We start from the raw sequence: 25683 nt of genomic DNA, 5'->3' as shown, positions 1-25683 counted from the left end.
CGCCGCTCCAACCGCCTGCGCAAGGGCGCGCCCTGGCTCAAGACCACCCTCGTCCAGTGCGCCTGGGCCGCCACCCGCAAGAAGGACAGCTATCTCCGCGCCCAGTTCCACCATCTGCGACAGCGCCGCGGACCGAAAAAAGCCATCTGCGCCGTCGCCGCCTCCATCCTCACCGCCGTCTGGCACATGCTCCAAAACGGAACCTTCTGGCACGATCTCGGACCAAATCACTTCCACCAACGCTCGCCAGAACAGCAGGCACGTCCCCTCGCCGCCCAAATCATAAAGCTCGGCTTCGCATGCTCCTTCGAACCACAAGCCGAGGGAGTTTCTGTCTAGCCGCCCCGGGCCAGGGCGCGCAGCGCGGCCGCGATGCGCTCCAGCTCCTCCAGCGCGGCGGCGACCTCGCCCTGTTCCTCCTCGGCGGGCTCGGGCAGCAGGGGCATCTGCGGCTCGCCCTCGGCCAGAAGGCGCTGCACGCCCTTGATGGTGTAGCCCTGGGTGTAGAGAAGGTCGGCGATGCGCTGGAGCAGCGCGAGATCCTCGGGCCGGTAGTAGCGCCGGCCGCCGCCGCGCTTGAGCGGCCTCAGCTGCGGGAACTTCGTCTCCCAGAAGCGCAGCACATGCTGCGGGACGTTGAGCTGCTCCGACGCCTCGCTGATGGTGCGGAAGGCCTGCGCGGATTTGCGGGGGCGGGGCCGTTCCCGGGCGTCCTCCGCCTCGCTCATTCGCGGCCGGCGGGCCTGGGCGCGCCGTTGATGCGGGCCTTGAGCACCTGGCTCGGCCGGAAGGTCAGCACGCGGCGGGGCAGGATGGGCACCTCCACCCCCGTCTTGGGGTTGCGGCCGACGCGCTGGCCCTTCTCGCGCGGGAGGAAGGTGCCGAAGCCCGAGATCTTCACCGTCTCACCCGATTCGAGCGCCACGGCCATGCGCTCCAGCACCGCCTCCAGCAGCGCCGCCGATTCCTGGCGGGAGAGGCCGACCTGCGTGTAGATGGCCTCGGCCAGCCCTGCCCGGGTGAGCGTCTCCATGCGTGAATCTCCGCCCGCAAGTGCCTGACGGGGCAAGGAAGCCTTGCGCGGGGGGCGGCGTCAACACGAATCCGCCGCGCCCTCGCGGCTCAGCCGCGCGAGGTCGCGCCGCGCGTCGCAGGCCAGGAAGCGCCCCGGGCGCGCCGGGTCGGGCAGGGTCTCGAGCCCGGTATCGGCGTAGATGCGCAGATACTCGGGCCCGACGCCGAGGAAGGCCGGCCGCGCGCCATGCCGCTCGCACAGGTCGCGGAAGCGCCAGATGGCGTTGATCGCGTCCCGCCTTTCGCCCGCCGGGTCGCCATGCGCGATCCAGAGACCGTCGCGGCGGGTGAAGGCGAAGCCGGCGCGCCCGGCCTCGCCCCAGAGCACGCCATCGGCCTGCGCGGGCGGGCTGGCGCCCAGGGCGCGCAGCCGCGCCCGCGCCGCCTCGTCGAAGGGTGCGGGGCGGATGCGCGCGGGGCGCAGCAGCCGCACCGTGCCGAACAGCAGCAGCACGGCCGTCACGCCCACCGTGAAGCGAAGCTGCGGCGGCGCATCGCCGAACAGCACCACCTCCCACCAGGAATCGCCCTGCACGCGCCCGGCATTGGCGATGAGCGCGAGCGCGAGGCCGCAGATGGTCACGGCCGCGAGCGGCAGCGCCACGGGCTGGGAGAGCGGCTCGCAGCGCAGCCGGCTGTCGCGGTAGAAGGAGGGGCGCATGGTGGCCAGCAGCACCGCCACCAGCAGGTAGAGGCCCCAGGTCCACCACGCCTCCTCGCGCAGCCAGGCGATCAGCGCGCCGTTCAGCAGCAGCAGGATCGCCCCGCCCCAGGCGATGGTGAGCCGCCGCGCCAGACCGAAGGCCATGACCATCAGCAGCGACCCCACCAGCGAGGCGGCGAACTGCGAGGCGAGCGCGGCCTCGTAGCCCGCCCACTGCTTCCACACCGTCACGTCCACCGGCAGCGCGCCGAGGAAGATCAGCAGCGCCCCGCCCAGCGCGACGAGGCCCGTCATCGCCGGCACCTCCAGCGGCATGGCGGGCGTGCCCAGCGCGCCGAAGCGCGCGAGCCAGGCCGAGCGCTGCGTCACCTCGAAGCCGGCGAAGAGCGCGCCGGCGATGAACAGCGGCACGATGTAGTAGAACAGCCGGAAGACGAGCAGCGCGCCCACCACCTCCGCCGCGCCCAGATGCGGCGCGAGGCCGAGCAGGATCGCCCCGTCGAAGACGCCGAGCCCGCCCGGGACGTTCGCCGCGATCCCGGCCGCGTAGGCGGCGAGGTAGATGCCGATGAAGTGCAGGAAGGTCAGCCCCGGCGCGGCGGGCAGCAGCGCGTAGAAGATGGCCGCGGTCACCGCCACGTCCACCGTGGCGAGAAGCGTCTGCGCGATGGCCATGCGCACGCCGGGCAGCTCCACCTCGTGCCCGAAGACGCGGATGCTGCGGCGGAAGCGGCTGACGAGCACATAGGCCGCGACCACGGCGAAGAGCGGCAGGGCGCAGAGCTGCAGCGCCCAGCGCGGCAGATGGGCCCCCGCCCAGGGCAGCACCTCGGGCTCGAAGAGCAGCACCATGCCGCCCAGCGCCATGCCGCCGAGCCCGAAGGTGAGCGAGGTGAAGCCGATCACCTTGCCGATCTCCACCGGCGAATAGCCCCATGCCGAGTAGAGCCGGTAGCGCACCGCCGCCCCCGAGACGGCGGCGAAGCCGAGATTGTGCGCGAGCGAATAGCCGCAGAAGGAGGCGAGCAGCGCCCGCGCCCAGGAGGAGGGCCGCCCCGCATAGCGCGCCCCCAGCCAGTCGTAGATGGCGAGGACGAGATAGGCCAGTACCGTCAGCCCCGCCGCGGCCAGCAGCGCGGCGTGCGGGATGGCCTCCATCGCCCGGCGCACCTCGGCGATGCTGAGGCTGCGGAACTCCCGCTGCACCACCCAGATCGCGCCCACCAGCAGCACCAGCCCGAAGGCGGTGGCCCCGTGGCGCTTCAGGAGCGGCAGCAGCAGCCTCACGCCGGCGCGCTCTCCCGCGCCAGCGCCGCCTCGATCATCGCGCAGGCCTCCTCGATGCCCATGATGGCGATGGTGCCGCCGAAGCGCGGGCCCTCGCTCTTGCCCAGCAGCACCTCGTAGAGCGCCTGGAACCAGGCGCGACCCACGCCCAGCGTGCCGTCCTTGTTCGCCACCGCGAAGGGCGGGCGGCGGCCCGCGTCATACACCGCGTCCTGGATCGCGGCCTCGCGCACGGGGCCGGCGGGCAGGGCGGCGAACTCCGCGGCGCGGGCGCGCAGCAGCCGCACCAGCTCGCGCATCGCCTCCGCCTCCTCGGGCGTGGCGGCGCGGAACCGGCGCTCGGGCGCGATCCAGTCGCGCCAGTAGGCGCAGGCGTTGTGCACGAGGCGGTCGAGCATCGGCTCATGCTCCGGCGCGGCCTCGGGGTAGTATTTGCGGATATAGGCCCAGAGGCGCTGCGGATCGTCCGTGCCCGCGATGCCCGCGAGGTTGAGCAGCGTGGCGTAGGAGATGGGCGGCAGCTTCTCCGCGGGCGGCGCGCCCGCATGGATGTGCCAGGCGGGGTTGGCGGGGTCGGGCGCGGCGCGCAGCTTCTCCACCCCCGCCATCCAGTCGTCCACCGCGCGCGGGATCACGCCCTTGTGCAGCCGCTTGGCGCTGCCGGGCGAGGCGAACATGAACCAGGCGAGGCTCTCGGGCGGGCCGTATTCCAGCCACTGCTCGATGGTGAGGCCATTGCCCTTGCTCTTGCTGATCTTCTGGCCGAACTCGTCGTTGAACAGCTCGTAGGTGAAGGAGACGGGCGGCGTGCCGCCGAGCACCTGGCAGATGCGCGAGGAGAGGCGCACGCTGTCGATCAGATCCTTGCCGGACATCTCGTAGTCCACGCCCAGCGCGTACCAGCGCAGCGCCCAGTCGGCCTTCCACTGGGCCTTGCAGGCGCCGCCGGTGACGGGCGTCTCGAAGCGCTCGCCCGTCGCGGGGTCGGTCCAGACGATGGTGCCGCGCTCGGGGCGGGTCTCGTCCATCGGCACCTGCATCACCACGCCGGTCTTCGGATGGATGGGCAGGAAGGGCGAATAGGTGGCGCGCCGCTCGGGGCCGAGCGTGGGCAGGATCACCGCCCGCACCTCCTCGTGCAGCGCCAGCATGCGCAGCAGCGCCGCGTCGAAGCGGCCGGAGGCATAGTAGTCGGTGGAGGAGGCGAACTCGTACTCGAAGCCGAAGGCGTCGAGGAAGGCGCGCAGCCTGGCGTTGTTGTGGTGGCCGAAGCTCTCGTGGGTGCCGAAGGGGTCGGGGATGCGGGTCAGCGGCTTGCCGAGATGTTCGGCCAGCATCTCCTTGTTCGGCACGTTGTCGGGCACCTTGCGCAGCCCGTCCATGTCGTCGCTGAAGGCGATGAGGCGGGTGGGCAGGCCGGTCATCGCGGCGAAGGCGCGGCGCACCCAGGTGGTGCGCGCCACCTCGCCGAAGGTGCCGATGTGCGGCAGGCCCGAGGGGCCGTAGCCCGTCTCCAGCAGCGCGGCCGATTTCCCCTGCGCGGCCAGCCGGTCGGCCAGTTTCGCGGCCTCCTCGAAAGGCCAGGCGCGGACGGTGCGGAGATCGGGGTTCGCGGACATGGCGGTGGGGATTGGCAGGGGGCGCGGGCGGGGTCAATGCGCCGCTGCCCAAGGCGGCGGCAGCCCTGCCCCGCGCGGGCGCAGATGCGCGGCGGAGGCGGCGCGTTCCGGCCGCCTCCCCCCTTCGCGCCGGGCCCGCGCCGCGCGAGAGGGGCGGCCGAGGAGGACGCGCCATGCCCGAGTTCGACCCCGCCGCCTATGCCGCCCAGGCCGCCGCCGCCGTGGGCCTGCCGCTCGATCCCGCCCATCTGCCCGGGGTGGCCATGAACCTCGCCCTCGCCGCGCGCATGGCCGCGCTGGTGGAGAAGGCCGCGCTCGGCCCCGCCGAGGAGGCCGCGCCCGTCTTCGTCGCCGGGCGGGAGGCGGGGAAGTGAGGCGCTTCCTCTCCGCCGCCGCGCTGGCGGCCGAGATCCGCGCCGGCCGGCGCAAGGCCGCCGAGGTGGTGGAGGAGCGCCTGGCCGACATCGCCCAGCGCAACGCCCTCTCGAACGCCTTCACCGAGGTCACCGCAGCCCGCGCCCGCGCCGAGGCCGCGGCGGTGGACGCCAAGCTGGCCGCCGGGCAGGACCCGGGGCCCATGGCCGGCGTGCCCGTGGCGGTGAAGAACCTGTTCGACCTCGCGGGCCTCACCACCCTCGCGGGCGCGAAGATCGAGCGCGACAGCCCCCCCGCCGCGGCCGACGCCTTCCTGGTGCAGCGGCTGAGGCAGGCCGGGGCGGTGATGCTCGGCGCGCTCAACATGGACGAATACGCCTACGGCTTCACCACCGAGAACGAGCACTACGGCCCCTGCCGCAACCCCCATGGGCGGGAGAGGATGGCCGGCGGCTCCTCCGGCGGCAGCGCGGTGGCGGTGGCCGATGGGCTGGTGCCCGTCACGCTCGGCAGCGACACCAACGGCTCCATCCGCGTGCCGGCCTCGCTGTGCGGGATCTGGGGCCTCAAGCCGACCTATGGCCGGCTCTCGCGCCGCGGTTCCTTCCTGTTCGCGGCGAGCTTCGACCATCTCGGCCCCTTCGCGCGCGACGTGGCGGACCTCGCCCTCGCCTACAACGCGCTGCAGGGCGACGACCCGCAGGACCACGCGCAGCAGTGGCGCGGCGTGGAGCCCGTCTCGGCGGTGGCCGAGATCGCCGGGCTGCGCATCGCCGTGGCCGACGATCACTTCGCCCGCAACGGCCATGCCGAGGCCTTCGCGGCGGTGGAGGCGGTGGCGCGCGCCCTCGGCGTGACGCGGCGCGTGACCATCCCCGACGCGGCGCTGGGGCGGGCGGCGGCCTTCCTCATCACCATGGCGGAGGGGGCGAACCTGCATCTGCCCAACCTGCGCCGCCGGGCGGGGGATTTCGACCGCGCGACGCGCGACCGCTTCCTCGCCGGCGCGCTGCTGCCGGCTCACTGGGTGCAGCAGGCCCAGCGCCTGCGCGCCGCCTACCAGGCGAAGGCGCTGCGCCTGTTCGACGAGGTGGACGTGATCCTCGCCCCCGCCACGCCCTATGTCGCGCCGCGGATCGGCCAGGACATGATCGAGGTGGACGGGCAGAGCATTCCCGTCCGGCCCAATCTCGGCGTGTACACCCAGCCCATCTCCTGCATCGGGCTGCCGGTGATCGCCGCGCCCATCGCCGAGCCCGCGCGGATCGGCACGCCCGAGGGCCTGCCCATCGGCGTGCAGCTCATCGCCGCGCCCTGGAAGGAGGCGAGCCTGTTCCGCCTCGCCGCGCATCTGGAGAAGCTCGGCGTCTGCGCCGCGCCCGAACCGAAGGCCTGAAGCCCATGCACGAGATCAACATCCCCGAGGTGGTGGCCGAGGTCACCGCCGCCTTCATGCGCTACGAGACGGCGCTGACGACCAACGACGTCGCGGTGCTGGACGAGCTGTTCTGGAAGAGCCCGCACACCCTGCGCTACGGCGTGGGCGAGAACCTGCACGGCTGGGAGGAGATCGCCGCCTTCCGCGCCGCGCGCCAGGGGCCCTTCGGGCGGGATTTGCTCCGCACCGTCATCACCACCTATGGGCGGGACTTCGCCACCGCCAACACCACCTTCAAGCGCCATGGCGGGGACCGGATCGGCCGCCAGTCGCACACCTGGCTGCGCACGCCGGAGGGCTGGCGGATCGTCGCGGCGCATGTCTCGCTGCTGCCGCCGGGGGTGGAGTAGGGCCCTCTCCGCCTCGCGCGCGGGGTCACACCTTCACCAGCCGCATCGCGAAGAACCCGTCCATCCCGCCCTCGCCGGCCAGCATGTCGGGGCGGGTGCGCAGCGCGCCCTGCGGCGTGACGGCGGCCTCGAGCCCGGGCAGCTCCTCGGGCCGGACGGGATCGAGGCGCATCCCTTCCGGCAGATGGGCGAGATGCGCCTCGCCCTCCTCGGCCTGCAGCGAGCAGGTGGCGAAGACCATGCGCCCGCCCGGGCGCAGCATCCGCGCCGCCGCCTGCAGCAGCCGGCGCTGCTCGGCGGCGTGTTTCGCCACGTCCTTCGGGCGCTTGAGATGCGCCACGTCGGGGTGGCGGCGCAGCGTGCCGGTGGCGGTGCAGGGGGCGTCGAGCAGCACCGCGTCCAGCGGCGCGGGGGGCTGCCAGCGCGCCGCGTCGGCGTGGACGATCTCGGGCGAGAAGCCGAGGCGCGCCATGTTCTCGCGCAGCCGGGGCAGGCGGGCGGCCTCGCGCTCCACCGCCACCACCCGCGCCCCGGCGGCGCAGAGCTGCGCGGTCTTGCCGCCCGGCGCGGCGCAGAGATCGGCCACCCGCTCGCCCGGTGTCGCGTGAAGCAGCCGCGCGGGCAGGGCGGCCGCGGCGTCCTGCGCCCAGAAGCGGCCCTCGGCGAAGCCGGGCAGCTCGGTGATGCGCGTGCCGGGGGGCAGGCGCGCCGTGCCGGTGGGCAGCATCCGCGCCCCCTCGGGCGGCGAGGCGCCGGGGGCGAGGCTGAGGTCGAGCGGCGCCTCGGCCCGGTGCGCGGCGGCGATGGCGCGCACCGCCTCGCCATGCGCGGCGTGCCAGGCGGCCCAGAGCCAGGCGGGCGTGTCCAGCCGCTCGGCGTCCAGCCCCTCCAGCGCCGCGGGGCCCTGCGCGGCCAGGCGGCGCAGCACCGCATTCACCAGCCCCGCCAGCGGCCGCGGGGTGAGCGGGACGGCCGAGGCCACGGCGGCATGCGCCGGCGTGCCGAGCAGCAGCAGTTCCGCCGCGCCGATGCGCAGCGCGCGCAGGGCGGGGGCGGGCGGGGCGCGGTGCAGGAAGGGCTCCAGCGCCGCGTCCAGCGAGCCCAGCCGGCGCAGCACCGCCGCGGCGATGCGGTGGCCCGCCGCCCGGTCGCGCGGGGCCATCTCGGGCAGGGAGTCGAGCCCTTCCTCCAGCCCGCGGTGCCGCTCCAGCACGGTCTCCAGCAGATGCGCGGCGGCGCGGCGGGCGGGTGAGGGAACCGACATGCCGGGTTTATGGCCGCGCCCCGTGCCCCGTGCTAGACGCCGCGCCGCCCATGCCTCCCTCCCGCCTCGACCACTGGCTCGGCGCCGCCGCGGCGCGCGCGGAACGCCGCCCGCGCCTTTCGCTCATCCTGTTCTGCCTGCTGTTCTTCCTGCCGGGCTTCTTCGCCATCCCGCCCACGGACCGCGACGAGAGCCGCTTCGCCCAGGCCACGCGCCAGATGGTGGAGAGCGGCGACTACATCCACATCCGCGTGGGCGCCGAGGAGCGCAACAAGAAGCCCGTGGGCATCCACTGGGCGCAGGCGGCCGCGGTGCATCTGGCCGAGGCCACGGGCCTCGGCACGCGGCGGGAGATCTGGCCCTATCGCCTGCCCTCGCTGCTCGGCGCGCTGCTTGCGGTGCTCGCCACCTTCGAGTTCGGGCGGCTGCTGGTGGGGCGGCGGGCGGCGCTGCTGGCCGCGGCGATGCTCGCGGGCAGCATGGTGCTGATGGTGGAGGCGCACATCGCCAAGACCGACGCCGCGCTGCTCGCCGCCATCACCGCCGCGATGGGGCTGTTCGCGCGCGCCTATCTGCGGCCCGAGGCCTTCACGGCGCGGCATGCGGCGGCCTTCTGGGTCATCCTCGGGCTCGGCGTGCTGCTCAAGGGGCCCATCGCGCCCCTGGTGGCGCTGCTGGCCGGGCTCACCCTCGCGCTGATGGACCGGCCGCGCGGGGCGCGGGGCTGGTTCGTCGCGCCCTGGCTGCCGGCGCTGCGCCTCGGCTGGGGCCTGCCGCTGATGCTGCTGATCGTGCTGCCCTGGATGGTCGCCATCGGCCTCGCCACCGAGGGGCGTTTCTTCGCCGAGGCCATCGGCGGGGACATGCTGGGCAAGGTGGGCCAGGGCGACGAGAAACACTGGGGCCCGCCGGGCTACTACCTCGCCACCTTCGGCATCGCGGCCTTTCCGGCGGCCTTCCTGGTGCTCTTCGCCCTGCGCCAGAGCTGGCGCGAGCGGGCGGAGCCGGTGCTGCGCTTCCTGCTGGCCTGGATCGTGCCCACCTGGCTGGTCTTCGAGGCGGTGGCGACCAAGCTGCCGCACTACACCCTGCCCACCTATCCGGCGCTCATGCTGCTCGGCGCGCGCTGGGCGATGGATCCGCTGCGCCTGGAGCCGGGGCGTTTCCTGCGCGTGCTCGCGCGGGTCATGCTGGGCGGCGTGGCCATCGGCCTCGTGGTGCTGGGCTTCGCCGCGCCCTGGTTCGTGGCGCGGGACTGGACGGCGGGCACGCTGCTCGCCATCCCGGCGGCGGGGGCGCTGGTCTGGCTCTCCTTCCGCGCGCTGCGCGCGGCGGCCTGGGCGCGGGCGGCGGTGCTGGCGCTGCTCTGCGCCGCGCCGCTCTACGCGGCCATCACCCAGCTCACCTTCCCGCGCATCGAGGCGCTGTGGATCGGGCCCCGCCTGGCGGCGGAGCTGGAGCGCGCCGCGCCCGGGCTCGATCCCGCGCGCTTCGGCATCCTCGGCCATGCCGAGCCCTCCACCCTCTTCGCCATCGGCGGCGCGCTGCGCCTGCTCGGGACGGGCGAGGAGGCGGCGGCCTTCCTGGCCGGGGGCGAGGGCAGGGTGGTGGCGGTGGGCAACCGCCATGAGGCCGATTTCCGCCGGGCGGCGGCGGCGCGCGGCCTCGCCCTTCTTCCGCTCGGCCAGGTGTCGGGCTTCAACGTGTCACGCGGGCGGCATGTGACCCTGTCGCTCTTCCGGAGCGACAGGCCATGATGGACATGATCACGAGCTGGGTGGCGGCGGCGGGCTATCTCGGCGTCTTCGCCCTGATGTTCCTGGAGAACCTCTTCCCGCCCATCCCCTCGGAGTTCATCATGCCGCTGGCGGGCTTCGTCGCGGCGCGGGGCGAGCTTTCCCTGCCCGGCGTCATCGCCGCCGGCGTGGCCGGCACGCTGGCGGGCAATGCCGTGTGGTTCGAGGCGGCGCGCGCCTTCGGCGCCGAGCGCACCAGGCGGCTCTGCGCGCGCTACGGCCGCTGGATCGGCGTGCTGGACGAGGATCTCGACAAGGCCGAGGCGACGCTGCGCCGCTGGGGCCCGGTGGCGGTGTTCCTCGGGCGCATGATGCCGGGCATCCGCACCGTCATCTCCATCCCGGCCGGGCTGATCGAGATGCCGCGCAAGGTGTTCTACTACTGGACCACGCTCGGCAGCACGCTCTGGGTGGGTGGCCTCGCCGTGCTCGGCTATGTGCTCGAGGAAGGCTATGGCCGCATCGAAGGCTATGTGGACCCGGTGGGGAAGCTGCTCGTGGCGACGGTCGGGCTGTTCTTCCTCTGGCAGCTCTGGCGCATCTGGCGGCGGCCGCGGGGCTGATCACGCCCGCCGCAGCAGCAGCGCGGCGGCGACGGAAAGCCCGCCCAGAGTGCCGATCAGCCCCGCCGCGTTGAGGGCGAAGCCCGCGCCGAGCGCCGCCGGCAGCGGCCCCGCCAGCAGCACCCCCGCCGCGCCCAGCCCCGCCCCCAGCGCCGCGCCTCCCCAGATCTGCGCGCCGTAGCGGTCGGTCAGCAGCCGCATCGCCACGGCGGGGCAGACCAGCATCGCCACCACCAGGATGCTGCCCACGCTCTCGAAGGCGGCCACGGCGGCGGCGGCGATCATCAGGTTCAGCGCCATCTCCCAGCCACCCACGCGCAGGCCGAGGCTGCGGGCGAAGTCCGGGTCGAAGGCGATGAGCCGCAGCGTACGCCAGAAGCCCAGCACGAAGAGCAGCGCGGCCAGCGCCACCCCCGCGAGCAGCCCGAGCTGCCGCGGCAGCCCCGCCAGCGCCGCGGCGTCGAGCAGCGAGGCGAGCCCCCGCGCCTCCAGCCACACCAGCGTCTCGAGCTGGCCGAACAGCACGCAATCCACGTCGAGATCGGCGTTGCGCGCGCCCGTCGCCTCCAGCAGCACGAGGCCGAGCGCGAAGAAGCCGGTGAAGACGAGCCCCGTCGCCGCGCCGAGGTCGAGCCGCGCCGCCCGCCGCACCCAGGCGATGGCGGCGGTGGCGAGCAGCGCCGCCAGAAGCGCGCCGCCCAGCATGGGCCAGGCGCTGCGCAGCCCCGTCAGCGCGAAGCCGAGCACGATGCCCGGCAGCACGGCGTGGGAGAGCGCGTCGCCCAGCAGGCTCTCGCGCCGCAGCACCAGGAAGCTGCCCAGCAACCCGCAGGTGCCGCCGGCCAGCACGGCGGCGAGCAGGGGCGGCAGGTCGAGCTGGAGGAACTCGCTCACGCCCCGCGCCTCCGCCCCGCCAGCGCGGCCAGGCCGAAGATCACGAGTCCCGACAGCACCACCGCCGCGCCCGTCGGCACCTCGGGCAGCCGGGTCGAGGCGAGCGCCCCCGCCGCGCCCGCCAGCGCGCCGAACAGCCCCGCCAGGGCCAGCATGGCGGGTAGCCGGGCGGCGAGCATCCGCGCCGCCGCCGCGGGCACCACCAGCAGCGCCACCACCAGGATCAGCCCCACCGCCGGCAGCCCCGCCACGCAGACCGCGAGCAGCAGGGCGAGCAGCGCGAGGTCGAGCGCGCGCACCGGCAGCCCCTGGGCGCGGGCGAAGGCCTCGTCGAAGCACAGCGCGCGCAGCGGCTGGAACAGCAGCCCCGCCACCGCCGCGCAGCCCAGCGCCAGCGCCCCTGCCAGCAACGCATCCGCCTCCGTCATGGTCGCGGCCTGGCCCAGGATGAAATGGGTGAGGCCGGCCTGCGCCGCGCCCGGCAGGGTCTGCGCCACCGACAGCCCCACCGTGCCGAGCGCGTAGAAGGCCGAAAGCACCACCGCGATGCCCGCATCGGGCCGGATGCGCCCCGAGGCGGTGAGGCGGCGCAGCGCCAGCAGCCCGAGCCAGCCCGTCACCGCCGCCCCCAGCAGCAGCGGCGCGAGCGCCCGCGCCTCGCCCCCCAGCGCGGCGACGATCAGCGAGGCCGCGACCACCCCGGGCAGCGCCGCATGCCCCACCGCATCCGCCAGCAGGGCGCGGCCGCGCAGCAGGGCGAAGCTGCCCACCACCCCGGCCGCGAGGCCGAGCGCGGCGCAGCCCAGCAGCACGATCAGGGTGTTGTGCCCGATCACGCCCCGCGGCCCCTCCCGGGCAGCCCGCCGAAGGCGGCGGCGATGGCCGCGTCGGTGAAGGCCTCCGCCACCGGCCCGGCGGCCACCACCCGCCCGGCCAGGATCAGCACATGGTCGAAATGCGCCTGCACCAGCGAGAGGTCATGGTGCACCATCAGCACCGATTTGCCCTGCGCGGCCAGGCCGTGCAGCACGCCGAGGATCGTCTCCTCCGTCACCGCGTCCACCGCCGCCAGCGGCTCGTCCATGAGGAACAGCTCCGCCTCCTGCGCCAGGGCGCGGGCGAGGAAGACGCGCTGCTGCTGCCCGCCGGAGAGCCGGCCGATCTGGCGCTCCGCGACATCGGCGAGGCCCACCGCCGCCAGCGCCGCCCGGGCGGCCTCGCGCTCGCGCCGGGGCAGGGCGCCGAACCAGCGCGCGCGCGGCAGCCGCGCCATCGCCACCACATCGAGCGCCGAGGCGGGAAAGCTCCAGTCCACGCTGGCGCGCTGGGGCAGATAGGCGACGCGGGCGCGCACGGCCTCGAGCGGCGCGCCGAAGAAGCGCGCCTCCCCCTCGGCCGGCACGAGGCCGAGCGCGGCCTTGAGCAGCGTGGACTTGCCCGCGCCGTTGGGCCCGAGGATGGCCGTCAGCCCCGGCGCGGCCCGCCAGGTCACGTCCGAGAGCGCCGGCCGCCCGCCGTAGCGCACGGTGAGCCCCGTGACGGCGAGCGGCGCGGGGGCGGCGGCGGTGCGCAGCGTGGCGCCGTCGGGCATGGTCACAAGCGCCCGTTCAGCCCGCGCGGCGGCGGGTTGCCGCCCAGCGCGCGGGCGATGGTGGTGATGTTGTGGTCCATCATCCCCTCATAGGTGCCGGTATAGGTGCCGGGCCGGCCCATCGAATCGGAGAAGAGCACGCCCCCCATGGCAAGGCGCTGCCCGCGCGCCCCCGCCCCCTCGATCAGCGCGCGGATGGCGCGATCGGGCACCGAGGCTTCCGCGAAGACGGCCGGGATGCGCCGCTCCACGATCAGCCGCACCAGGGATTCGATGCGCGCGAGGCTCGCCTCCGCCTCGGTGGAGAGGCCCTGGATGCTCTGCACCTCGAGGCCGTAGCGCGCGCCGAAATAGGCGAAGGCGTCATGCGCCGTCAGCAGCACGCGCGATTCGCGGGGGATGGGGGCCAGCACCTCGCGCGCATAGGCGTCGAGCCGGGCGTAGCGGCGCTGGGTCTCGGCCACCCCGGGCGCGTAGTCGCCGGGGCGGGCCTGCGCGAGGGTGGCGGCGACGGCCGGGGCGCAGGCGGCCCAGAGGGTGGGGTCCATCCAGACATGCGGGTCGGCGGCGTCGGGGTAGTCCTCGTTCGGGCGCAGCCGCTCGCGCGGGAGGGTCTCGGCCACGGCGAGCACGGGCCGGCCCTGGCCGCGGGCGCGTTCCAGCACCTCGTTCATCCGGCCTTCGAGGCGATGGCCGTTGAAGAACAGGGCCTCCGCGCGGAGCAGCCTGGCCACGTCCTGCCGGGTGGGGCGGAACAGGTGCGGGTCCACCCCCTCGGCGATCAGGGCCTGCACCTGGAAGGCCTCGCCCGCCACGCCGCGCACCAGGTCCGCCACCATGCCCGTCGTCGCGAGCGCGGTGGGCCGGGCCGGCTGCGCGCGGCCCGCCCGGGGCGCGGCCAGGGCCGGCAGGGCGAGGCCGAGCGCCAGCGCCGTGCGCCGCGCAACGTCTCGACAGGTGTTCATCTCTTCACATATCCGTTTCAAATCAGTGGCTTAGCGAGGAAGATTGCGTCCCGGCCCCGGAAGGTCAAGGCTGGGGCCGTGCGGCGGATGGCGGGCATGGGCGGCGGGTTGCGCATCAACGAGGACGAGGTGGTGGAACTGGCGGAGATGTTCCGCCTGATGAGCGACCCCACGCGGCTCAAGATCATCCTCGCCTGCCTGGACGAGCCCGCCAGCGTGGGGGCCATGGCCGATCGGCTGCAGATTTCCGCGAGCCTCGTCTCGCACCATCTGCGGCTGCTGCGCGCCGCGCGGCTGCTGCAGGCGGACCGTCGCGGGCGGCAGGTGTTCTACGTGGTGGGCGACCCGCACATCCGCTCCATGCTGACCGACATGGCCGATCACGTGGCCGAGGGCGGCGAGGCCGAGATCGAAGCCGGCTGAGGCGCGCCGCGAGGCTTGCCGCTTCATGCGCGGCCCACTATGGTCCGCCCGCCTTGCGGGAGGGCTTCGGGCGCATGCCGGCCTCCCTCGCGGGCGCAACAGGCGGCCGGCGGGGCCGCCGGGCGCCGGTCGTCGGAGCCGGCGCCTTCGGTGTTGGGGGCAGGGTGCGGAGCGTGATCGGGCGTATCTCACACATCTGGCGGGCGGCGGCCCTCGCCGTTCTTCCGTTCCTCGCGGCGCCGGGCGCCTTTGCCCAGACGGCCGCCCAGCCCATGGTGGGGGCGCCCACGCCCTGGGGCATGGGGCTGCAGGCCTCGGGCGGGCCGATCAAGGACGCGATCAGCGACTTCAACACGCTGGTGTTCTGGATCATCGTCGGCATCACGATCTTCGTGGGCCTGCTGCTGGCCTGGGTGCTCTGGCGCTACAGCGCGGCCCGCAACCCCACCCCTTCGCAGACGAGCCACAACACGGCGCTGGAGATCGCCTGGACGGTGATCCCTGTGCTGATCCTGATCGTGATCGCCGTGCCTTCCTTCCGGCTGATCTACTACCAGGACCGCGCGCGCGACGCCGAGTTCACCGTGACCGTCACCGGGCACCAGTGGTACTGGAACTACCGGCTGCCCGATCACGGCAATTTCGCCTTCGACAGCCGCCCCGTCTATGAGGAGGATCTGCGCCCCGGCCAGCTCCGCAACCTCGAGGTGGACGAGCCGCTGGTCATCCCCGTCGGCGCCACCGTCCGGGTGCTGACGCAGGGCGTGGACGTGATCCATAGCTTCTTCGTGCCCTCGCTCGGCGTGCAGAAGTACACCATCCCCGGCCGCACCCTGGAGACCTGGATGCGCGCCGACCGGCCGGGCACCTATTACGGCCAGTGCAACCAGATCTGCGGCGTGAACCACTGGTTCATGCCGATCCAGATCCGCGCCGTGCCCCGCGAGGAGTTCGAGGCCTGGGTGGCGAGCGCGCGCACGCGCTTCGCCCACACCATCCCGGGCAACGAGGCGCCGGCCCTTGCCGAGGGCGCGGCCGACACCATCCGTATCGCTGCGGCCCGCGAGTGACCGCGCGCGGCTGAGACAAGGAGAGGCGAAGCGAACATGGCCCACGCCGCAGAAGCGCATCACGACCACCACGACCACAAGCCGGGCTTCGTGGCGCGCTGGTTCTTCAGCACGAACCACAAGGACATCGGCACCCTCTACATCCTGTTCTCGCTGGTGGCCGCCATCGTCGGCGTCGGCATCTCCTTCCTGATGCGGCTCGAGCTGCAGCAGCCGGGGATGCAGATCTTCGCCGACGGGCAGATGTGGAACGCCTATGTCTCGGCCCACGGGCTGATCATGGTGTTCTTCGTGATCATGCCCGCGCTGATCGGCGGCTTCGGCAACTGGTTCGTGCCGATCATGATCGGCGCGCCCGACATGGCCTTCCCGCGGCTGAACAACATCAGCTTCTGGCTGATGGTGCCCGCCTTCCTGCTGCTGACGGCGAGCCTCTTCGTCGGCGAGGGGCCGGGCGCGGGCTGGACGATCTATCCCCCGCTGTCGGACAACGCCTTCCATCCCTCGCCGGCGATGGACATGGCGCTGTTCGCGCTGCACTTGGCGGGCGCGAGCTCCATCCTCGGCGCGGCGAACTTCATCACCACCATCTTCAACATGCGCGCCCCGGGCATGACGCTGCACAAGATGCCGCTCTTCGTGTGGTCCATGCTCGTCACCGCCTTCCTGCTGCTGCTGGCGGTGCCGGTGCTGGGCGGCGCCATCACCATGCTGATCACCGACCGCAACTTCGGCACGGCCTTCTTCGACCCGGCCGGCGGCGGCGACCCGGTGCTGTTCCAGCACCTGTTCTGGTTCTTCGGCCACCCCGAAGTGTACATCATGATCCTGCCGGCCTTCGGCGTGATCAGCCATGTGATCTCCACCTTCTCGAAGAAGCCGGTGTTCGGCTACCTCGGCATGGCCTATGCCATGGTGGCGATCGGCGTGGTGGGCTTCGTGGTGTGGGCGCACCACATGTACACCTCGGGCATCGACGTGGACACGCGCGCCTACTTCATGGCCGCGACCATGGTGATCGCGGTGCCGACGGGCGTGAAGATCTTCTCCTGGATCGCCACCATGTGGGGCGGCTCGCTGAAGATGGAGACGCCCATGCTCTTCGCCGTGGGCTTCATCTTCCTGTTCACGGTGGGTGGCGTGACGGGCGTGGTGCTGGCCAATGCGGGCATCACCCAGATCCTGCACAACACCTATTACGTGGTGGCGCATTTCCACTACGTGCTGAGCCTGGGCGCCGTGTTCGGCATCTATGCCGGCATCTACTACTGGATCGGCAAGATGAGCGGCCGCCAGTATCCGGAGAAGCTCGGCAAGATCCACTTCTGGCTCACCTTCGTCGGCGTGAACCTGACCTTCTTCCCGATGCACTTCCTGGGCAACCAGGGCATGCCGCGCCGCTACCCGGACTATCCGGACGCGATGTGGGGCTGGAACCTGATCTCTTCCGTCGGCTCCTACATCTCGATCGCCAGCTTCATCTTCTTCTTCTACGTGATGTGGGTGACGCTGCGGCGCGGCGAGCAGGCCGCCCCCAACTACTGGGGCGAGGGCGCGACGACGCTGGAGTGGCAGGTCTCCAGCCCGCCGCCCTTCCACACCTTCGACGAACTGCCGCGCATCCGCTGAGGCGCGCGGCAGGGCCGGGAAGGGGATGAGCGACGCGACGATGAGCAAGGCCGGGGGGGCGGGCGCTTCCCTCGGCCTCTCCGCCGGCTCCGAGGTGCGGGACTGGATCACCCTCCTCAAGCCGCGGGTGCTCACTCTCGTGGTCTACACCGGGGTGGCGGGGCTTCTGGTCGCGCCCGGCGCCCTGCACCCGGTGCTCGCGCTCACGGCCATTCTCTGCATCACCATCGCCGCCGGCGCGGCCGGCGCGATCAACATGTGGTATGACCGCGACATCGACGCGGTGATGCGCCGCACCCAGAAGCGCCCCATCCCCGCGGGGCGCATCAGCGCCGAGGGCGCGCTGGCGTATGGCGTGCTGCTGGGCGTGGGCTCCGTGGCGCTGATGGGGCTGGCCACGAACTGGCTCGCCGCCGGGGTGCTGGCGGGCTCCATCCTCTTCTACGTGGTGATCTACACCATGTGGCTGAAGCGCCGCACGCCGCAGAACATCGTCATCGGCGGGGCGGCCGGCGCCTTCCCGCCGCTGATCGGCTGGGTGGCGGTGACGGGCAGCGTGGATGTGCTGCCGCTGCTGCTCTTCGCCATCATTTTCCTCTGGACGCCGCCGCATTTCTGGGCGCTCTCGCTCTTCGCGCACGGCGACTACCAGCGGGCGGGCGTGCCCATGCTGCCCGTGGTGGCCGGCGCGCGCGAAACCCGCCGCCAGGTGGTGCTCTACACCTGGCTGCTGGTGCCGCTGACGCTCGCGCCCGTGCTGATCGGCTTCTCCGGCTGGCTCTATGGCGCGGCGGCGCTGCTGCTGGGCGCGAATTTCCTGCGGCACGCCCACGCCGTCTGGCGCGAGCCGCAGGACGCGCAGGGCGTCTCCTTGCTGGGCGATCTCGCGGCGAAGCGCTGCTTCAAGTTCAGCATCTCCTACCTGTTCCTGCTGTTCGGGGCGCTGGTGGCGGACCGGCTGTGGCTGGCATGACCGCCCCGCTCGACCGGCCCCCCGCCGAGATGCGGATGACGCCGGAGGAGCGCGCGGTGTTCGACCGCCGCCGCCGCGCCCGGAACTGGGCCATTCTGGCCGCGCTGGGCGGCCTTGTGGTGCTGTTCTATTTCATCTCCATGGCGAGGCTGCTGCGCGGATGATGCTCCAGCGGCCCGACCCCGAGACGCTCGCGCGGCGCAACCGCCGCATGGCCTTCGGCGCCTTCGGCTTCGTGGCCTTCATGGTCGGCGTCTCCTTCGCCGCCGTGCCGCTCTATGACCTGTTCTGCCGCGTCACCGGCTTCGGCGGCACGCCGATGATCGGCCAGGCGGCCCCCGGGGCGGTGGGCGAGCAGACCATCACCGTCCGCTTCAACGCCAACACCCAGCCCAACCTGCCCTGGCGCTTCGCCCCGCAGCAGAACGCCGTGACCGTCCGGCTGGGCGAGGAGGGCGTCGCCTTCTACACGGCGCGCAACCTCGCGAACGGGCCGGTGATGGGCGTGTCCACCTACAACGTCACGCCCGAGGTGGTCGGCCGCTATTTCCACAAGACGGCCTGCTTCTGCTTCGAGGAGCAGACGCTGGAGCCCGGCCAGACGGTGGACATGCCGCTCGCCTTCTGGGTGGACCCGCGCATCGCCACCGACCCCGCGACGCGCGACATCCGCACCATCACCGTCAGCTACACCTTCTTCCGCAGCCTCAACGACGCCGAGCGCGCCGGCGCGCTCGCCAATGCGGGGCCGCATGTGGGCAACACCCGTGTGCGCTGAGGCGAGCGGCTTGATCTTCGGCCGCCTTTCCGTGATGGATGCGGCAGATCCCACGCGGGGCCCAACCCGCCGAACCGACCAGGACTGAGCGATGGCAAGCACCCAGGAAGGCGCCAGCCCCTACAAGCACCCCTACCACCTGGTGGACCCCTCGCCCTGGCCGCTGCTTTCGGCCTTCGCGGGCGGGCTCTTCGTCACCGGCATCATCCTGCTCGCGCATTACGGGATGCGCTGGCCGCTCTATGCGGGGGTGGGCGCGCTGCTGATCTGCATGTTCGGCTGGTGGCGGGACGTGCTGAAGGAAAGCCGCACGCCCGGGCTGCACAGCCCGGTGGTGCGGCTCGGCCTGCGCTACGGCATGATCCTGTTCATCGCCTCGGAGGTGATGTTCTTCGTCGCCTTCTTCTGGGCCTATTTCCACTTCGCCCTCTATCCCGAGCACGTCTCGGGCGCCGAGCACGCGATCTGGCCGCCCGCGGGCATCAAGACCTTCGACCCCTGGCACCTGCCCTTCCTGAACACCATGATCCTGCTGCTCTCGGGCTGCACGGTCACCTGGGCGCATCACGGGCTGCTGCACGGGGACCGCAAGGCGCTCATCCTGGGCCTCGCGCTGACGGTGCTGCTCGGCATCACCTTCACCGGGCTGCAGGCCTGGGAGTACATGGTGGCGCCCTTCGCCTTCACCGGCGGCGTCTATCCCTCCACCTTCTTCCTCGCCACGGGCTTCCACGGCTTCCACGTCATCGTGGGCACCATCTTCCTGACGGTGTGCCTGTTCCGCGCCATCGCCGGCCATTTCACGCCGGAGAAGCATTTCGGCTTCGAGGCGGCGGCCTGGTACTGGCACTTCGTGGACGTGGTGTGGCTGTTCCTCTTCGTCTCCATCTACTGGTGGGGCGCGGGCGAGATCGCGGCGCACTGATCATCCGCCCCATCCTGGCGGCGTGAGGGTCCGTCGCCTTCCCGGCGGCGGGCCCTTTTTCTTCGCGCCGGCCTAGGGAAGCCGCTGCGCCGTCTGCGTCTCGCGCACCGTCTCCAGGATCTCGCGGAACAGCCGGGCCGGCAGGGTGCCGCCGCGCACATCCTCCATGCCCGTATTGTCGTCATTGCCGAGCCAGACGCCGATGGCGACGAGCCCCGAGGGCAGGGCGGCGAAGCCGATGAACCAGGCGTCGCGGTGCTCTTGCGTCGTGCCGGTCTTGCCGCCCGTGGTCACGCCGGGCAGCGCGGCCTGGCGCCCCGTGCCGTAGCGCGTCACGGCCTGCATCATCTGCCGCATGCCCTCGGCGGCGGCGGAAGGGATGACCTGCGCCGGCTCCTGCCGCGGGGGCGCCAGGGCGCGCCCCTCCGCCTCCACCCGCGCCATGCCAAAGGGGGTGACGCGCCGCCCGCCATTGGCCATGGCGGCGTAGGCGGCGGTCATCTCCAGCAGCGTCACCTCGCCCGTGCCCAGCGCCAGCGAGGCGTCGCGCGGGAAGCGCCCGCGCACGCCGAGGCGCATCGCCACATCGGCCACGGCGCGCGGCCCCCCCGCCTGCTGCATGGCCCGCACGGCCGCGGTGTTCACCGAATGGGCGAAGGCCTCCTCCAGCGTGACCGTCCCGCGCGTGCGCCACTGCCCGTTGGAGGGCGACCAGCGCCCGAGCGCGAGCGGGGCGTCGCTGATCGGGTCCGCGGGGCTCGCCCCGCGCTCCAGAAGGGCGAGGTAGCTGAAGGCCTTGAAGGTGGAGCCCGGCTGGCGGCGCGCATCGGTGGCGCGGTTGAAGGGCGAGCGCCGGAAATCCCGCCCGCCTGCCATGGCGCGCACCGCGCCGGTCGTCGCGTCCAGCACCACCACCGCGCCCTGGGAGACGCGCGCCTCGCGCCCCGGCCCGTCGAGCAGCGCAGCGAGCCGCGATTCCACCGCCGCCTGCCAGCGCGGATCGAGTGTGGTGCGCACCACCAGATCCTGGCTGCCGGGGAAGGCGCGCGGGATTTCCTCGAACACCCAGTCGGCGAACCAGCCGCCATTGCGCGAGGGGCGCGGCGGGATGGCGAGATCGCGCAGCGCCTGCTCGTGCTGCGCCTCGGTGATGGCGCCGGTGGCGCGCATCGCCGCCAGCACCTCCCGCGCGCGCGCGGCCGCGCCTTCGGGGTTGGCGCGGGGGTTGAGGCGCGAGGGCGCCTGCGGCAGCCCCGCCAGCACCGCCGCCTGCCAGAGCGTGACGCGCCGTGCGCTGACGCCGAAATACACCCGCGCCGCCGCGTCCACCCCGAACACGCCCGCGCCGAGATAGACGCGGTTGAGATAGATCTCGAGCAGCTCGTCCTTGGTGAAGCGGCGCTCCAGCCAGATCGCCAGCAGCGCCTCCTGCACCTTGCGGCGCAGGCTGCGCTCGCCGGAGAGGTAGAGGTTCTTGGCGAGCTGCTGCGTCAGCGTCGAGCCGCCCTGCACCACCTCCCCCGCCGTCCAGTTGGCGTAGATGGCACGGGCGAGGCCCACCACATCCAGCCCGAAATGCTCGCGGAAGCGGCGGTCCTCGATGGCGAGCAGCGCGGCGGGCAGATGCGCGGGCATGTCGGAGAGGCGCAGCACCTCGCCGAACAGGTCGCCCTGGGTGGCGAGCAGCCCGCCCGCGCTGGTCTGCAGGGTGACGGAGGGGCGGCGCTGCTGTTCCAGCACGCGGTCGGCGCGCGGCATGTCCCAGGCGAAGAAGAGCAGCAGGGCGGCGAAACCGATGGCGCCCCAGATGACCAGGATGACGCCCAGCCGCAACAGCCGCCCGCCGAGGCCGCGGCGGGCGGGGGGCTTGGGGCGGGGCTCTGGCCCGCTCGGGGGGTGCCGGGTGGTCCGGGGGGCGGCGGCACGGGCCTCGGGGCGCGGCCGGGCGGCCGCCACACGGGGCATGAAGGCGCTATAGCAGGCGAATCGGGCGCTTGCACCGGGCGCTCATCGCACACAAGCGACGGGGCGTTCACCAGGAGGTCGTCCCTGCCCCTCGCCGCTGCCCAGGGGCGGGTGGCAGGGTCGGGGGCGCGCTTCGCGGAGCCGCCCGACGCGCAGGCCCGCATCCAGGAATTCGGCTTTCTCGCCGAGGGGACGACGGCGGAGCGCGCCGAGGCCTTCCTCCGCGCCGAGGGAGAGAAGTGGGCCGGCGTGATCCGCGCGAGGAAGCTGCGCGTCGAGGAGCAGCGCCGCACCGCTTGACCCCGCCCGGCAAGCGCCCCATTCCCCACCCGCGCCGCCCATGGAGCATCCGGCCGCACCCGCGGCCGGCGCGCCCGGCCCCACTTCCCGGCCCGGCACCCGCGAGGCGGCGCGAAGCCCAAGCGCGCGAAGGCGCGCGCCGGGCGCTTGAGGGCACGAAAAGACTCATGAACTGGATCAGCGAGTGGGCCCTGCCCAAGATCAAGACGCTCTTCGGCGGAGCGCGGGAGGTGCCGGACAATCTCTGGCACAAGTGCCCCTCCTGCGAGAAGATGATCTTCCAGAACGATCTGGAGGCGAATCTCCGCGTCTGCCCGCATTGCGGCCACCACATGCGGCTCGGCGCGCGGCAGCGGCTGGACGCCACCTTCGACGAGGGCTGGCAGCGCGCCGAGCTGCCGAAGGTTCCGCTCGACCCCCTGAAGTTCAAGGACCAGCGCCGCTACGCCGAGCGGCTGAAGGAGGCGCAGGCCAAGTCCGGCATGGAGGACGCGGTGCTGGTCGGCCACGGGAAGATCGAGGGCGAGCGCGCGGTGATGGCGGCCTTCGAGTTCGCCTTCATGGGCGGCTCCATGGGGGCGGGCGTGGGCGAGGCGCTGGTCACCGCCGCGCGGCTCGCCGTGCTGCAGGACGCGCCGCTGATCGTCTTCGCGAGCTCGGGCGGCGCGCGGATGCAGGAGGGCGCGATCAGCCTCATGCAGATGCCGCGCACCGTCATCGCCACGCAGATGGTGAAGGATGCGGGGCTGCCCTTCATCGTCGTGCTCTGCGACCCCACCACGGGCGGCGTCACCGCCAGCTTCGCCATGCTGGGCGACATCCATATCGCCGAGCCGGGCGCGCTCATCGGCTTCGCCGGCGCGCGCGTCATCGAGCAGACGGTGCGCGAGAAGCTGCCCGAGGGCTTCCAGCGCGCGGAGTATCTGCTGCGCCACGGCATCCTCGACATGGTGGTGAAGCGGGGCGAGATGCGCGCGACGCTGGCGCGGCTCATCCGCCTGCTGCACGCCGAGCGCCGGCCCGGAGCCCCGGCCGCCGCGTGAGCACCGATCCCGGCGCGCGGCCCCCCCGCGCGCACGCCTCGCGCGCCGAGCCGCTGATCGAGCGGCTGCACGCGCTGCACCCCAAGCTCATCGACCTCAGCCTCGGGCGGATGGAGGCGCTGCTGGCGAAGCTCGGCCACCCCGAGCGCCGCCTGCCGCCGGTGCTGCATGTGGCGGGCACCAACGGCAAGGGCAGCACCTGCGCCTTCCTGCGCGCGATCTGCGAGGCGGCTGGGCGGCGGGCGCATGTCTATACCTCGCCCCATCTCGTGCGCTTCCACGAGCGCATCCGCCTGGCGGGCGAGCTCGTCTCCGACGACGCGCTGACGGACGCGCTCGCGGAGGTGGAGCGGGTGAACGCCGGCGCGCCCATCACCGTCTTCGAGATCACCACCGCCGTCGCGCTGCTGCTGTTCAGCCGCGTGCCGGCCGATGTGCTGGTGCTGGAGGTGGGCCTCGGCGGGCGCTTCGACGCGACGAACGTGATCGCGCGGCCTGCGGCCACCGCGATCACCAGCATCTCCATGGACCACATGGAGTTCCTGGGCGACAGCCTGGCGAAGATCGCCTTCGAGAAGGCGGGCATCCTCAAGCCCGGCGTGCCCTGCGCCACCGGCGCGCAGCGGCCCGAGGCGCTGGCCGTGATCGCCGCGCGCGCGGCGGAGCTCGGCGCGCCGCTGCTCGCGCGCGGGCGGGAATGGGAGGTGGAGGGCGGCGTCTTCCGCGACGCGCGCGGGGCCATCGCCCTGCCGCCGCCCGGCCTGCCCGGGGCGCATCAGCCCGACAACGCCGGCATCGCCATCGCCGCGCTGCGCGCCTGGAACCCGCCCTGGCTGAGCGAGGAGGCGATCCGGCGCGGGGTGGCGGGGGCGGTCTGGCCGGCGCGGCTGCAGCGCCTGCACGGGCGCCTCGCGCCGCCCGCCCCCTGGGAGCTCTGGCTCGATGGCGGGCACAACGAGGGGGCGGGCAAGGCGCTGGCGGCGACGCTGGCCGAATGGCGCGACCGGCCGCTGCACCTCATCGTCGGCATGAAGCAGGGCAAGACGGCCGCGGGCTTCCTCGCGCCGCTCATCCCCCTCGCCACCACGCTGACCGCCATCCGCGAGGAGGGACAGCACCTCGGCATGGGCGTGCAGGACATCGTGGCGGCCAGCGGCGGGGCGGCCCGGCCGGGGCCCGATCTCGCCACCGCCCTGCCGCGAATCCTCGCGCAGGAGGCGCCGGGGCGCATCCTGGTCTGCGGAAGCCTCTACCTGGCGGGCGAGGTGCTCAAGATGGACGGGACCTTCCCGGCATAGCGGCCAGCAGCGCGCCGAGCGACAATGCGAGCCCGGCCGCGAAGACCGCCGCGTGGCTCTCGCCCGTCGCGCCGAAGAGCGGCGCGAGGGCGAAGGCCGCCCCCGCCTGCCCGATCGAGTAGCCGATGGTGCAGCGCACCCAGAGCGCGCCGGCGGCCTCGCCCGCCGCCTCGCGCGCCCAGGCCAGCGTCACCGCCGTAACCCCCACCCCGGCGAAGCCCCCCAGCGCCGCGCCGGGCAGCAGCAGCGCCGCGTCGCCGGTCAGCACCGCCGCCACGGCCAGCACCTGCACGCCGAGCCAGATCCGCGTGGCCCGCGCCCCTCCCAGCCGGTCGGCCACGCGCCCGCCGGTGAGGGTGCCCAGCAGCGCGCCCGCGCCGAACAGGAGCCAGATCAGGCTGCCCGCGAGCAGCCCGAGCCCCAGCCCGCGCGCCGCGAGGTCCGAAAGATAGACCATGTGCGGCACCATCCCCGCGCCCGAGAGGCTGTAGGAGAGCAGCAGCCAGGGCATCAGGGGCGGCGCCCCGCGCGGCGGCCCGCCCCCCGCATCGGCCGGCAGGCGGCGCGCCGCCAGCGCCCAGAGCGTCGCCACCAGCACCGCCAGGCCAAGCCATCCGGCGGCCGGACCGAGCCGCAGCAGGGGCGGCAGCGCCAGCGCGCCCAGCGCGATCCCCGCCCCCACGCCGGAGACGACCACCCCCGCCGCGCGCCCGCGCGCCTCCGGCCGCACCGCCCGCTGCACGGCGGGCCCGGCCAGCGACATCAGCACCCCGCCGGCCACCCCGGCGAGCAGCCGCCAGGCCAGCAGCCAGAGGAAGCCGAGCGGCGCGGCGCTGAGCGCCAGCGCGGCCAGCACCGCCGCGAAGCCCGCACCCAGCGCCCCGCGCGTGCCCAGCGCCCGCCCCAGCGGCTGCGCCAGCAGCGCGCCCGCGATGTAGCCGGCCAGCGCCGCCGCGCCGAGCAGCCCGGCCTGCGCCCCCGTCACCCAGCCGGCCTCGACCAGCGCGGGAAACAGCGGCACGAAGGCGAAGCGCGCGAGCCCGATGCCCACCGCCGTGCAGGCCGCGCCGGCCAGCGCCACGGCCGCGTCAGCGCGCATGGGCGGGGGGCGGGGCTATCCCTGGTTCGGGGTCTGCGCGGCGCGGATGGCCCGCCGCAGCCGGGCGATGCCGCTGCGCACATGGCCGCTGGCGCAGAGCCGCCGCCCCTCCTCGCCCAGGGCGCGGGGGATCGGATCCTCGGCCTTGGGCAGCCCGGAGAGCCGTGCGGCCAGCTCCTCGCAATACTCGGCGCTTTCGGTCGTGATGCGGGCGACGCCCCCCGCCTGGGCCGGCGTGGCCATCAGCCAGGCGACGGGCAAGGCGATCAGCGCGTGCATGGCGAAGAGATGCCGCGCGGG

At 73.6% G+C, this 25683-nt stretch carries 26 protein-coding genes and 2 pseudogenes; 16 read left to right on the top strand and 12 right to left on the bottom strand.

The window, feature by feature from the left end; translation table 11 throughout:
* A pseudogene (locus H596_RS24175) lies at positions 1-339 on the top strand (IS110 family transposase); the annotation flags it as partial.
* Between the two features lie 121 nt (positions 340-460).
* Here H596_RS24175 and H596_RS25050 read toward each other — a convergent pair.
* The 4 genes and pseudogenes from H596_RS25050 to H596_RS0113885 form a co-directional block, all read right to left on the bottom strand.
* Positions 461-680: pseudogene (locus H596_RS25050) on the bottom strand (MerR family transcriptional regulator); the annotation flags it as partial.
* A 44-nt stretch (positions 681-724) separates the two neighbouring features.
* Positions 725-1033: an integration host factor subunit alpha gene (locus H596_RS0113895; RefSeq protein WP_027285398.1), complete on the bottom strand. Its 309-nt coding sequence runs from the start codon at positions 1031-1033 to the stop codon at positions 725-727.
* 60 nt (positions 1034-1093) lie between these two features.
* Positions 1094-3025 carry a lysylphosphatidylglycerol synthase domain-containing protein gene (locus tag H596_RS0113890; protein ID WP_051213034.1) on the bottom strand — a complete coding sequence of 644 codons (1932 nt, stop codon included), beginning with the start codon at positions 3023-3025 and terminating at the stop codon, positions 1094-1096.
* On the bottom strand, positions 3022-4644 hold the full coding sequence (locus H596_RS0113885; RefSeq protein WP_027285396.1) for a lysine--tRNA ligase: 1623 nt from the start codon (positions 4642-4644) through the stop codon (positions 3022-3024). Before H596_RS0113885 ends, H596_RS0113890 begins: the two co-directional genes overlap by 4 nt.
* Before the next feature lie 173 nt (positions 4645-4817).
* Between H596_RS0113885 and H596_RS22995 the strand changes: the two genes are divergently transcribed.
* From H596_RS22995 to hpxZ, 3 genes are read left to right on the top strand one after another with little or no spacing between them, the layout of a single operon-like run.
* Positions 4818-5018 (top strand): AtzG-like protein, encoded by a 201-nt coding sequence (locus H596_RS22995; protein ID WP_027285395.1) that lies wholly within the window; start codon positions 4818-4820, stop codon positions 5016-5018.
* Positions 5015-6415, top strand: coding sequence for an AtzE family amidohydrolase (locus H596_RS0113875; protein WP_027285394.1), 1401 nt, complete (start codon positions 5015-5017; stop codon positions 6413-6415). The genes H596_RS22995 and H596_RS0113875 overlap by 4 nt, the downstream gene beginning before the upstream one ends.
* Positions 6416-6420: 5 nt before the next feature.
* The gene (hpxZ, locus tag H596_RS0113870) at positions 6421-6807 is read left to right on the top strand and encodes an oxalurate catabolism protein HpxZ (protein WP_037301484.1); all 387 of its coding nucleotides are present in this window, start codon (positions 6421-6423) and stop codon (positions 6805-6807) included.
* 25 nt (positions 6808-6832) lie between these two features.
* Here the strand turns inward: hpxZ and H596_RS21665 are convergent, their stop codons facing one another.
* Complete coding sequence (locus H596_RS21665; RefSeq protein WP_037301481.1) at positions 6833-8071, bottom strand: transcription antitermination factor NusB; 1239 nt, start codon at positions 8069-8071, stop codon at positions 6833-6835.
* Positions 8072-8121: 50 nt separating this feature from the next.
* Between H596_RS21665 and H596_RS21660 the strand changes: the two genes are divergently transcribed.
* Together H596_RS21660 and H596_RS0113855 are read left to right on the top strand one after the other, a co-directional pair.
* Positions 8122-9828, top strand: coding sequence for an ArnT family glycosyltransferase (locus tag H596_RS21660; protein ID WP_051213029.1), 1707 nt, complete (start codon positions 8122-8124; stop codon positions 9826-9828).
* Positions 9825-10430: a DedA family protein gene (locus H596_RS0113855; protein WP_027285393.1), complete on the top strand. Its 606-nt coding sequence runs from the start codon at positions 9825-9827 to the stop codon at positions 10428-10430. Before H596_RS21660 ends, H596_RS0113855 begins: the two co-directional genes overlap by 4 nt.
* Here the strand turns inward: H596_RS0113855 and H596_RS0113850 are convergent, their stop codons facing one another.
* The 4 genes from H596_RS0113850 to H596_RS0113835 are packed head-to-tail and all read right to left on the bottom strand — an operon-like array spanning position 10431 to position 13880.
* Positions 10431-11324, bottom strand: a complete 894-nt coding sequence (locus H596_RS0113850) for a metal ABC transporter permease (RefSeq protein WP_027285392.1) — start codon at positions 11322-11324, stop codon at positions 10431-10433.
* Positions 11321-12160: a metal ABC transporter permease gene (locus H596_RS21655; protein ID WP_037301478.1), complete on the bottom strand. Its 840-nt coding sequence runs from the start codon at positions 12158-12160 to the stop codon at positions 11321-11323. The genes H596_RS0113850 and H596_RS21655 overlap by 4 nt, the downstream gene beginning before the upstream one ends.
* Entirely contained in the window at positions 12157-12915 is a 759-nt protein-coding gene (locus H596_RS21650) for a metal ABC transporter ATP-binding protein (RefSeq protein WP_051213026.1), read from the bottom strand. Before H596_RS21650 ends, H596_RS21655 begins: the two co-directional genes overlap by 4 nt.
* A 2-nt stretch (positions 12916-12917) precedes the next feature.
* The gene (locus H596_RS0113835) at positions 12918-13880 is read right to left on the bottom strand and encodes a metal ABC transporter solute-binding protein, Zn/Mn family (protein ID WP_027285391.1); all 963 of its coding nucleotides are present in this window, start codon (positions 13878-13880) and stop codon (positions 12918-12920) included.
* A gap of 87 nt (positions 13881-13967) precedes the next feature.
* Between H596_RS0113835 and H596_RS0113830 the strand changes: the two genes are divergently transcribed.
* The 7 genes from H596_RS0113830 (at position 13968) to H596_RS0113800 (ending at position 19678) form a co-directional block, all read left to right on the top strand.
* Positions 13968-14303, top strand: coding sequence for an ArsR/SmtB family transcription factor (locus H596_RS0113830; protein ID WP_211225282.1), 336 nt, complete (start codon positions 13968-13970; stop codon positions 14301-14303).
* Positions 14304-14476: 173 nt separating this feature from the next.
* The gene (gene coxB, locus H596_RS0113825; protein ID WP_027285389.1) at positions 14477-15373 is read left to right on the top strand and encodes a cytochrome c oxidase subunit II; all 897 of its coding nucleotides are present in this window, start codon (positions 14477-14479) and stop codon (positions 15371-15373) included.
* A gap of 36 nt (positions 15374-15409) precedes the next feature.
* Complete coding sequence (ctaD, locus tag H596_RS0113820; RefSeq protein WP_027285388.1) at positions 15410-17002, top strand: cytochrome c oxidase subunit I; 1593 nt, start codon at positions 15410-15412, stop codon at positions 17000-17002.
* Positions 17003-17027: 25 nt separating this feature from the next.
* Positions 17028-17975, top strand: coding sequence for a heme o synthase (locus tag H596_RS0113815; protein ID WP_027285387.1), 948 nt, complete (start codon positions 17028-17030; stop codon positions 17973-17975).
* Entirely contained in the window at positions 17972-18139 is a 168-nt protein-coding gene (locus H596_RS23865) for a hypothetical protein (RefSeq protein WP_156910124.1), read from the top strand. The genes H596_RS0113815 and H596_RS23865 overlap by 4 nt, the downstream gene beginning before the upstream one ends.
* Positions 18136-18753 carry a cytochrome c oxidase assembly protein gene (locus H596_RS21645; RefSeq protein WP_037301474.1) on the top strand — a complete coding sequence of 206 codons (618 nt, stop codon included), beginning with the start codon at positions 18136-18138 and terminating at the stop codon, positions 18751-18753. The genes H596_RS23865 and H596_RS21645 overlap by 4 nt, the downstream gene beginning before the upstream one ends.
* 91 nt (positions 18754-18844) lie before the next feature.
* Entirely contained in the window at positions 18845-19678 is an 834-nt protein-coding gene (locus tag H596_RS0113800; protein WP_027285386.1) for a cytochrome c oxidase subunit 3, read from the top strand.
* A gap of 72 nt (positions 19679-19750) precedes the next feature.
* On the opposite strand, the gene H596_RS21640 is transcribed toward H596_RS0113800, so the two are convergent.
* Positions 19751-21643 carry a transglycosylase domain-containing protein gene (locus H596_RS21640; protein ID WP_084602801.1) on the bottom strand — a complete coding sequence of 631 codons (1893 nt, stop codon included), beginning with the start codon at positions 21641-21643 and terminating at the stop codon, positions 19751-19753.
* A 111-nt stretch (positions 21644-21754) separates the two neighbouring features.
* Here H596_RS21640 and H596_RS21635 point away from each other — a divergent pair, with 111 nt between their 5' ends.
* The 3 genes from H596_RS21635 to H596_RS0113780 all read left to right on the top strand — a co-directional run bounded on the left by H596_RS21635 (position 21755) and on the right by H596_RS0113780 (position 24284).
* The gene (locus tag H596_RS21635) at positions 21755-21943 is read left to right on the top strand and encodes a hypothetical protein (RefSeq protein ID WP_037301471.1); all 189 of its coding nucleotides are present in this window, start codon (positions 21755-21757) and stop codon (positions 21941-21943) included.
* 167 nt (positions 21944-22110) lie between these two features.
* Positions 22111-22986: an acetyl-CoA carboxylase, carboxyltransferase subunit beta gene (accD, locus tag H596_RS0113785; RefSeq protein WP_027285384.1), complete on the top strand. Its 876-nt coding sequence runs from the start codon at positions 22111-22113 to the stop codon at positions 22984-22986.
* Positions 22983-24284: a bifunctional folylpolyglutamate synthase/dihydrofolate synthase gene (locus H596_RS0113780; RefSeq protein WP_027285383.1), complete on the top strand. Its 1302-nt coding sequence runs from the start codon at positions 22983-22985 to the stop codon at positions 24282-24284. Before accD ends, H596_RS0113780 begins: the two co-directional genes overlap by 4 nt.
* Here H596_RS0113780 and H596_RS21630 read toward each other — a convergent pair.
* Both H596_RS21630 and H596_RS21625 read right to left on the bottom strand, forming a co-directional pair.
* Positions 24256-25383, bottom strand: coding sequence for a YbfB/YjiJ family MFS transporter (locus H596_RS21630; protein ID WP_037301470.1), 1128 nt, complete (start codon positions 25381-25383; stop codon positions 24256-24258). The genes H596_RS0113780 and H596_RS21630 overlap by 29 nt on opposite strands.
* Before the next feature lie 15 nt (positions 25384-25398).
* Positions 25399-25662 (bottom strand): hypothetical protein, encoded by a 264-nt coding sequence (locus H596_RS21625; RefSeq protein ID WP_037301467.1) that lies wholly within the window; start codon positions 25660-25662, stop codon positions 25399-25401.
* Positions 25663-25683 lie beyond the last annotated feature (21 nt).

Source organism: Rubritepida flocculans DSM 14296 (genome assembly GCF_000425365.1).
GTDB classification, from domain to species: domain Bacteria; phylum Pseudomonadota; class Alphaproteobacteria; order Acetobacterales; family Acetobacteraceae; genus Roseococcus; species Roseococcus flocculans.
Note: the sequence above shows the minus strand (reverse complement) of the source record. Positions and strands in the feature narration are given on the sequence as shown.

Bases quoted from the DNA above. Each gene is read 5' to 3' on its own strand.
- H596_RS0113895 (WP_027285398.1), bottom strand. From the start codon at position 1,033: ATGGAGACGCTCACCCGGGCAGGGCTGGCCGAGGCCATCTACACGCAG.
- H596_RS0113885 (WP_027285396.1), bottom strand. From the start codon at position 4,644: ATGTCCGCGAACCCCGATCTCCGCACCGTCCGCGCCTGGCCTTTCGAG.
- H596_RS22995 (WP_027285395.1), top strand. From the start codon at position 4,818: ATGCCCGAGTTCGACCCCGCCGCCTATGCCGCCCAGGCCGCCGCCGCC.
- hpxZ (WP_037301484.1), top strand. From the start codon at position 6,421: ATGCACGAGATCAACATCCCCGAGGTGGTGGCCGAGGTCACCGCCGCC.
- H596_RS21665 (WP_037301481.1), bottom strand. From the start codon at position 8,071: ATGTCGGTTCCCTCACCCGCCCGCCGCGCCGCCGCGCATCTGCTGGAG.
- H596_RS21660 (WP_051213029.1), top strand. From the start codon at position 8,122: ATGCCTCCCTCCCGCCTCGACCACTGGCTCGGCGCCGCCGCGGCGCGC.
- H596_RS0113855 (WP_027285393.1), top strand. From the start codon at position 9,825: ATGATGGACATGATCACGAGCTGGGTGGCGGCGGCGGGCTATCTCGGC.
- H596_RS21650 (WP_051213026.1), bottom strand. From the start codon at position 12,915: ATGCCCGACGGCGCCACGCTGCGCACCGCCGCCGCCCCCGCGCCGCTC.
- H596_RS0113835 (WP_027285391.1), bottom strand. From the start codon at position 13,880: ATGAACACCTGTCGAGACGTTGCGCGGCGCACGGCGCTGGCGCTCGGC.
- H596_RS0113830 (WP_211225282.1), top strand. From the start codon at position 13,968: ATGGCGGGCATGGGCGGCGGGTTGCGCATCAACGAGGACGAGGTGGTG.
- ctaD (WP_027285388.1), top strand. From the start codon at position 15,410: ATGGCCCACGCCGCAGAAGCGCATCACGACCACCACGACCACAAGCCG.
- H596_RS0113815 (WP_027285387.1), top strand. From the start codon at position 17,028: ATGAGCGACGCGACGATGAGCAAGGCCGGGGGGGCGGGCGCTTCCCTC.
- H596_RS23865 (WP_156910124.1), top strand. From the start codon at position 17,972: ATGACCGCCCCGCTCGACCGGCCCCCCGCCGAGATGCGGATGACGCCG.
- H596_RS21645 (WP_037301474.1), top strand. From the start codon at position 18,136: ATGATGCTCCAGCGGCCCGACCCCGAGACGCTCGCGCGGCGCAACCGC.
- H596_RS0113800 (WP_027285386.1), top strand. From the start codon at position 18,845: ATGGCAAGCACCCAGGAAGGCGCCAGCCCCTACAAGCACCCCTACCAC.
- H596_RS21640 (WP_084602801.1), bottom strand. From the start codon at position 21,643: ATGCCCCGTGTGGCGGCCGCCCGGCCGCGCCCCGAGGCCCGTGCCGCC.
- accD (WP_027285384.1), top strand. From the start codon at position 22,111: ATGAACTGGATCAGCGAGTGGGCCCTGCCCAAGATCAAGACGCTCTTC.
- H596_RS21630 (WP_037301470.1), bottom strand. From the start codon at position 25,383: ATGCGCGCTGACGCGGCCGTGGCGCTGGCCGGCGCGGCCTGCACGGCG.
- H596_RS21625 (WP_037301467.1), bottom strand. From the start codon at position 25,662: ATGCACGCGCTGATCGCCTTGCCCGTCGCCTGGCTGATGGCCACGCCG.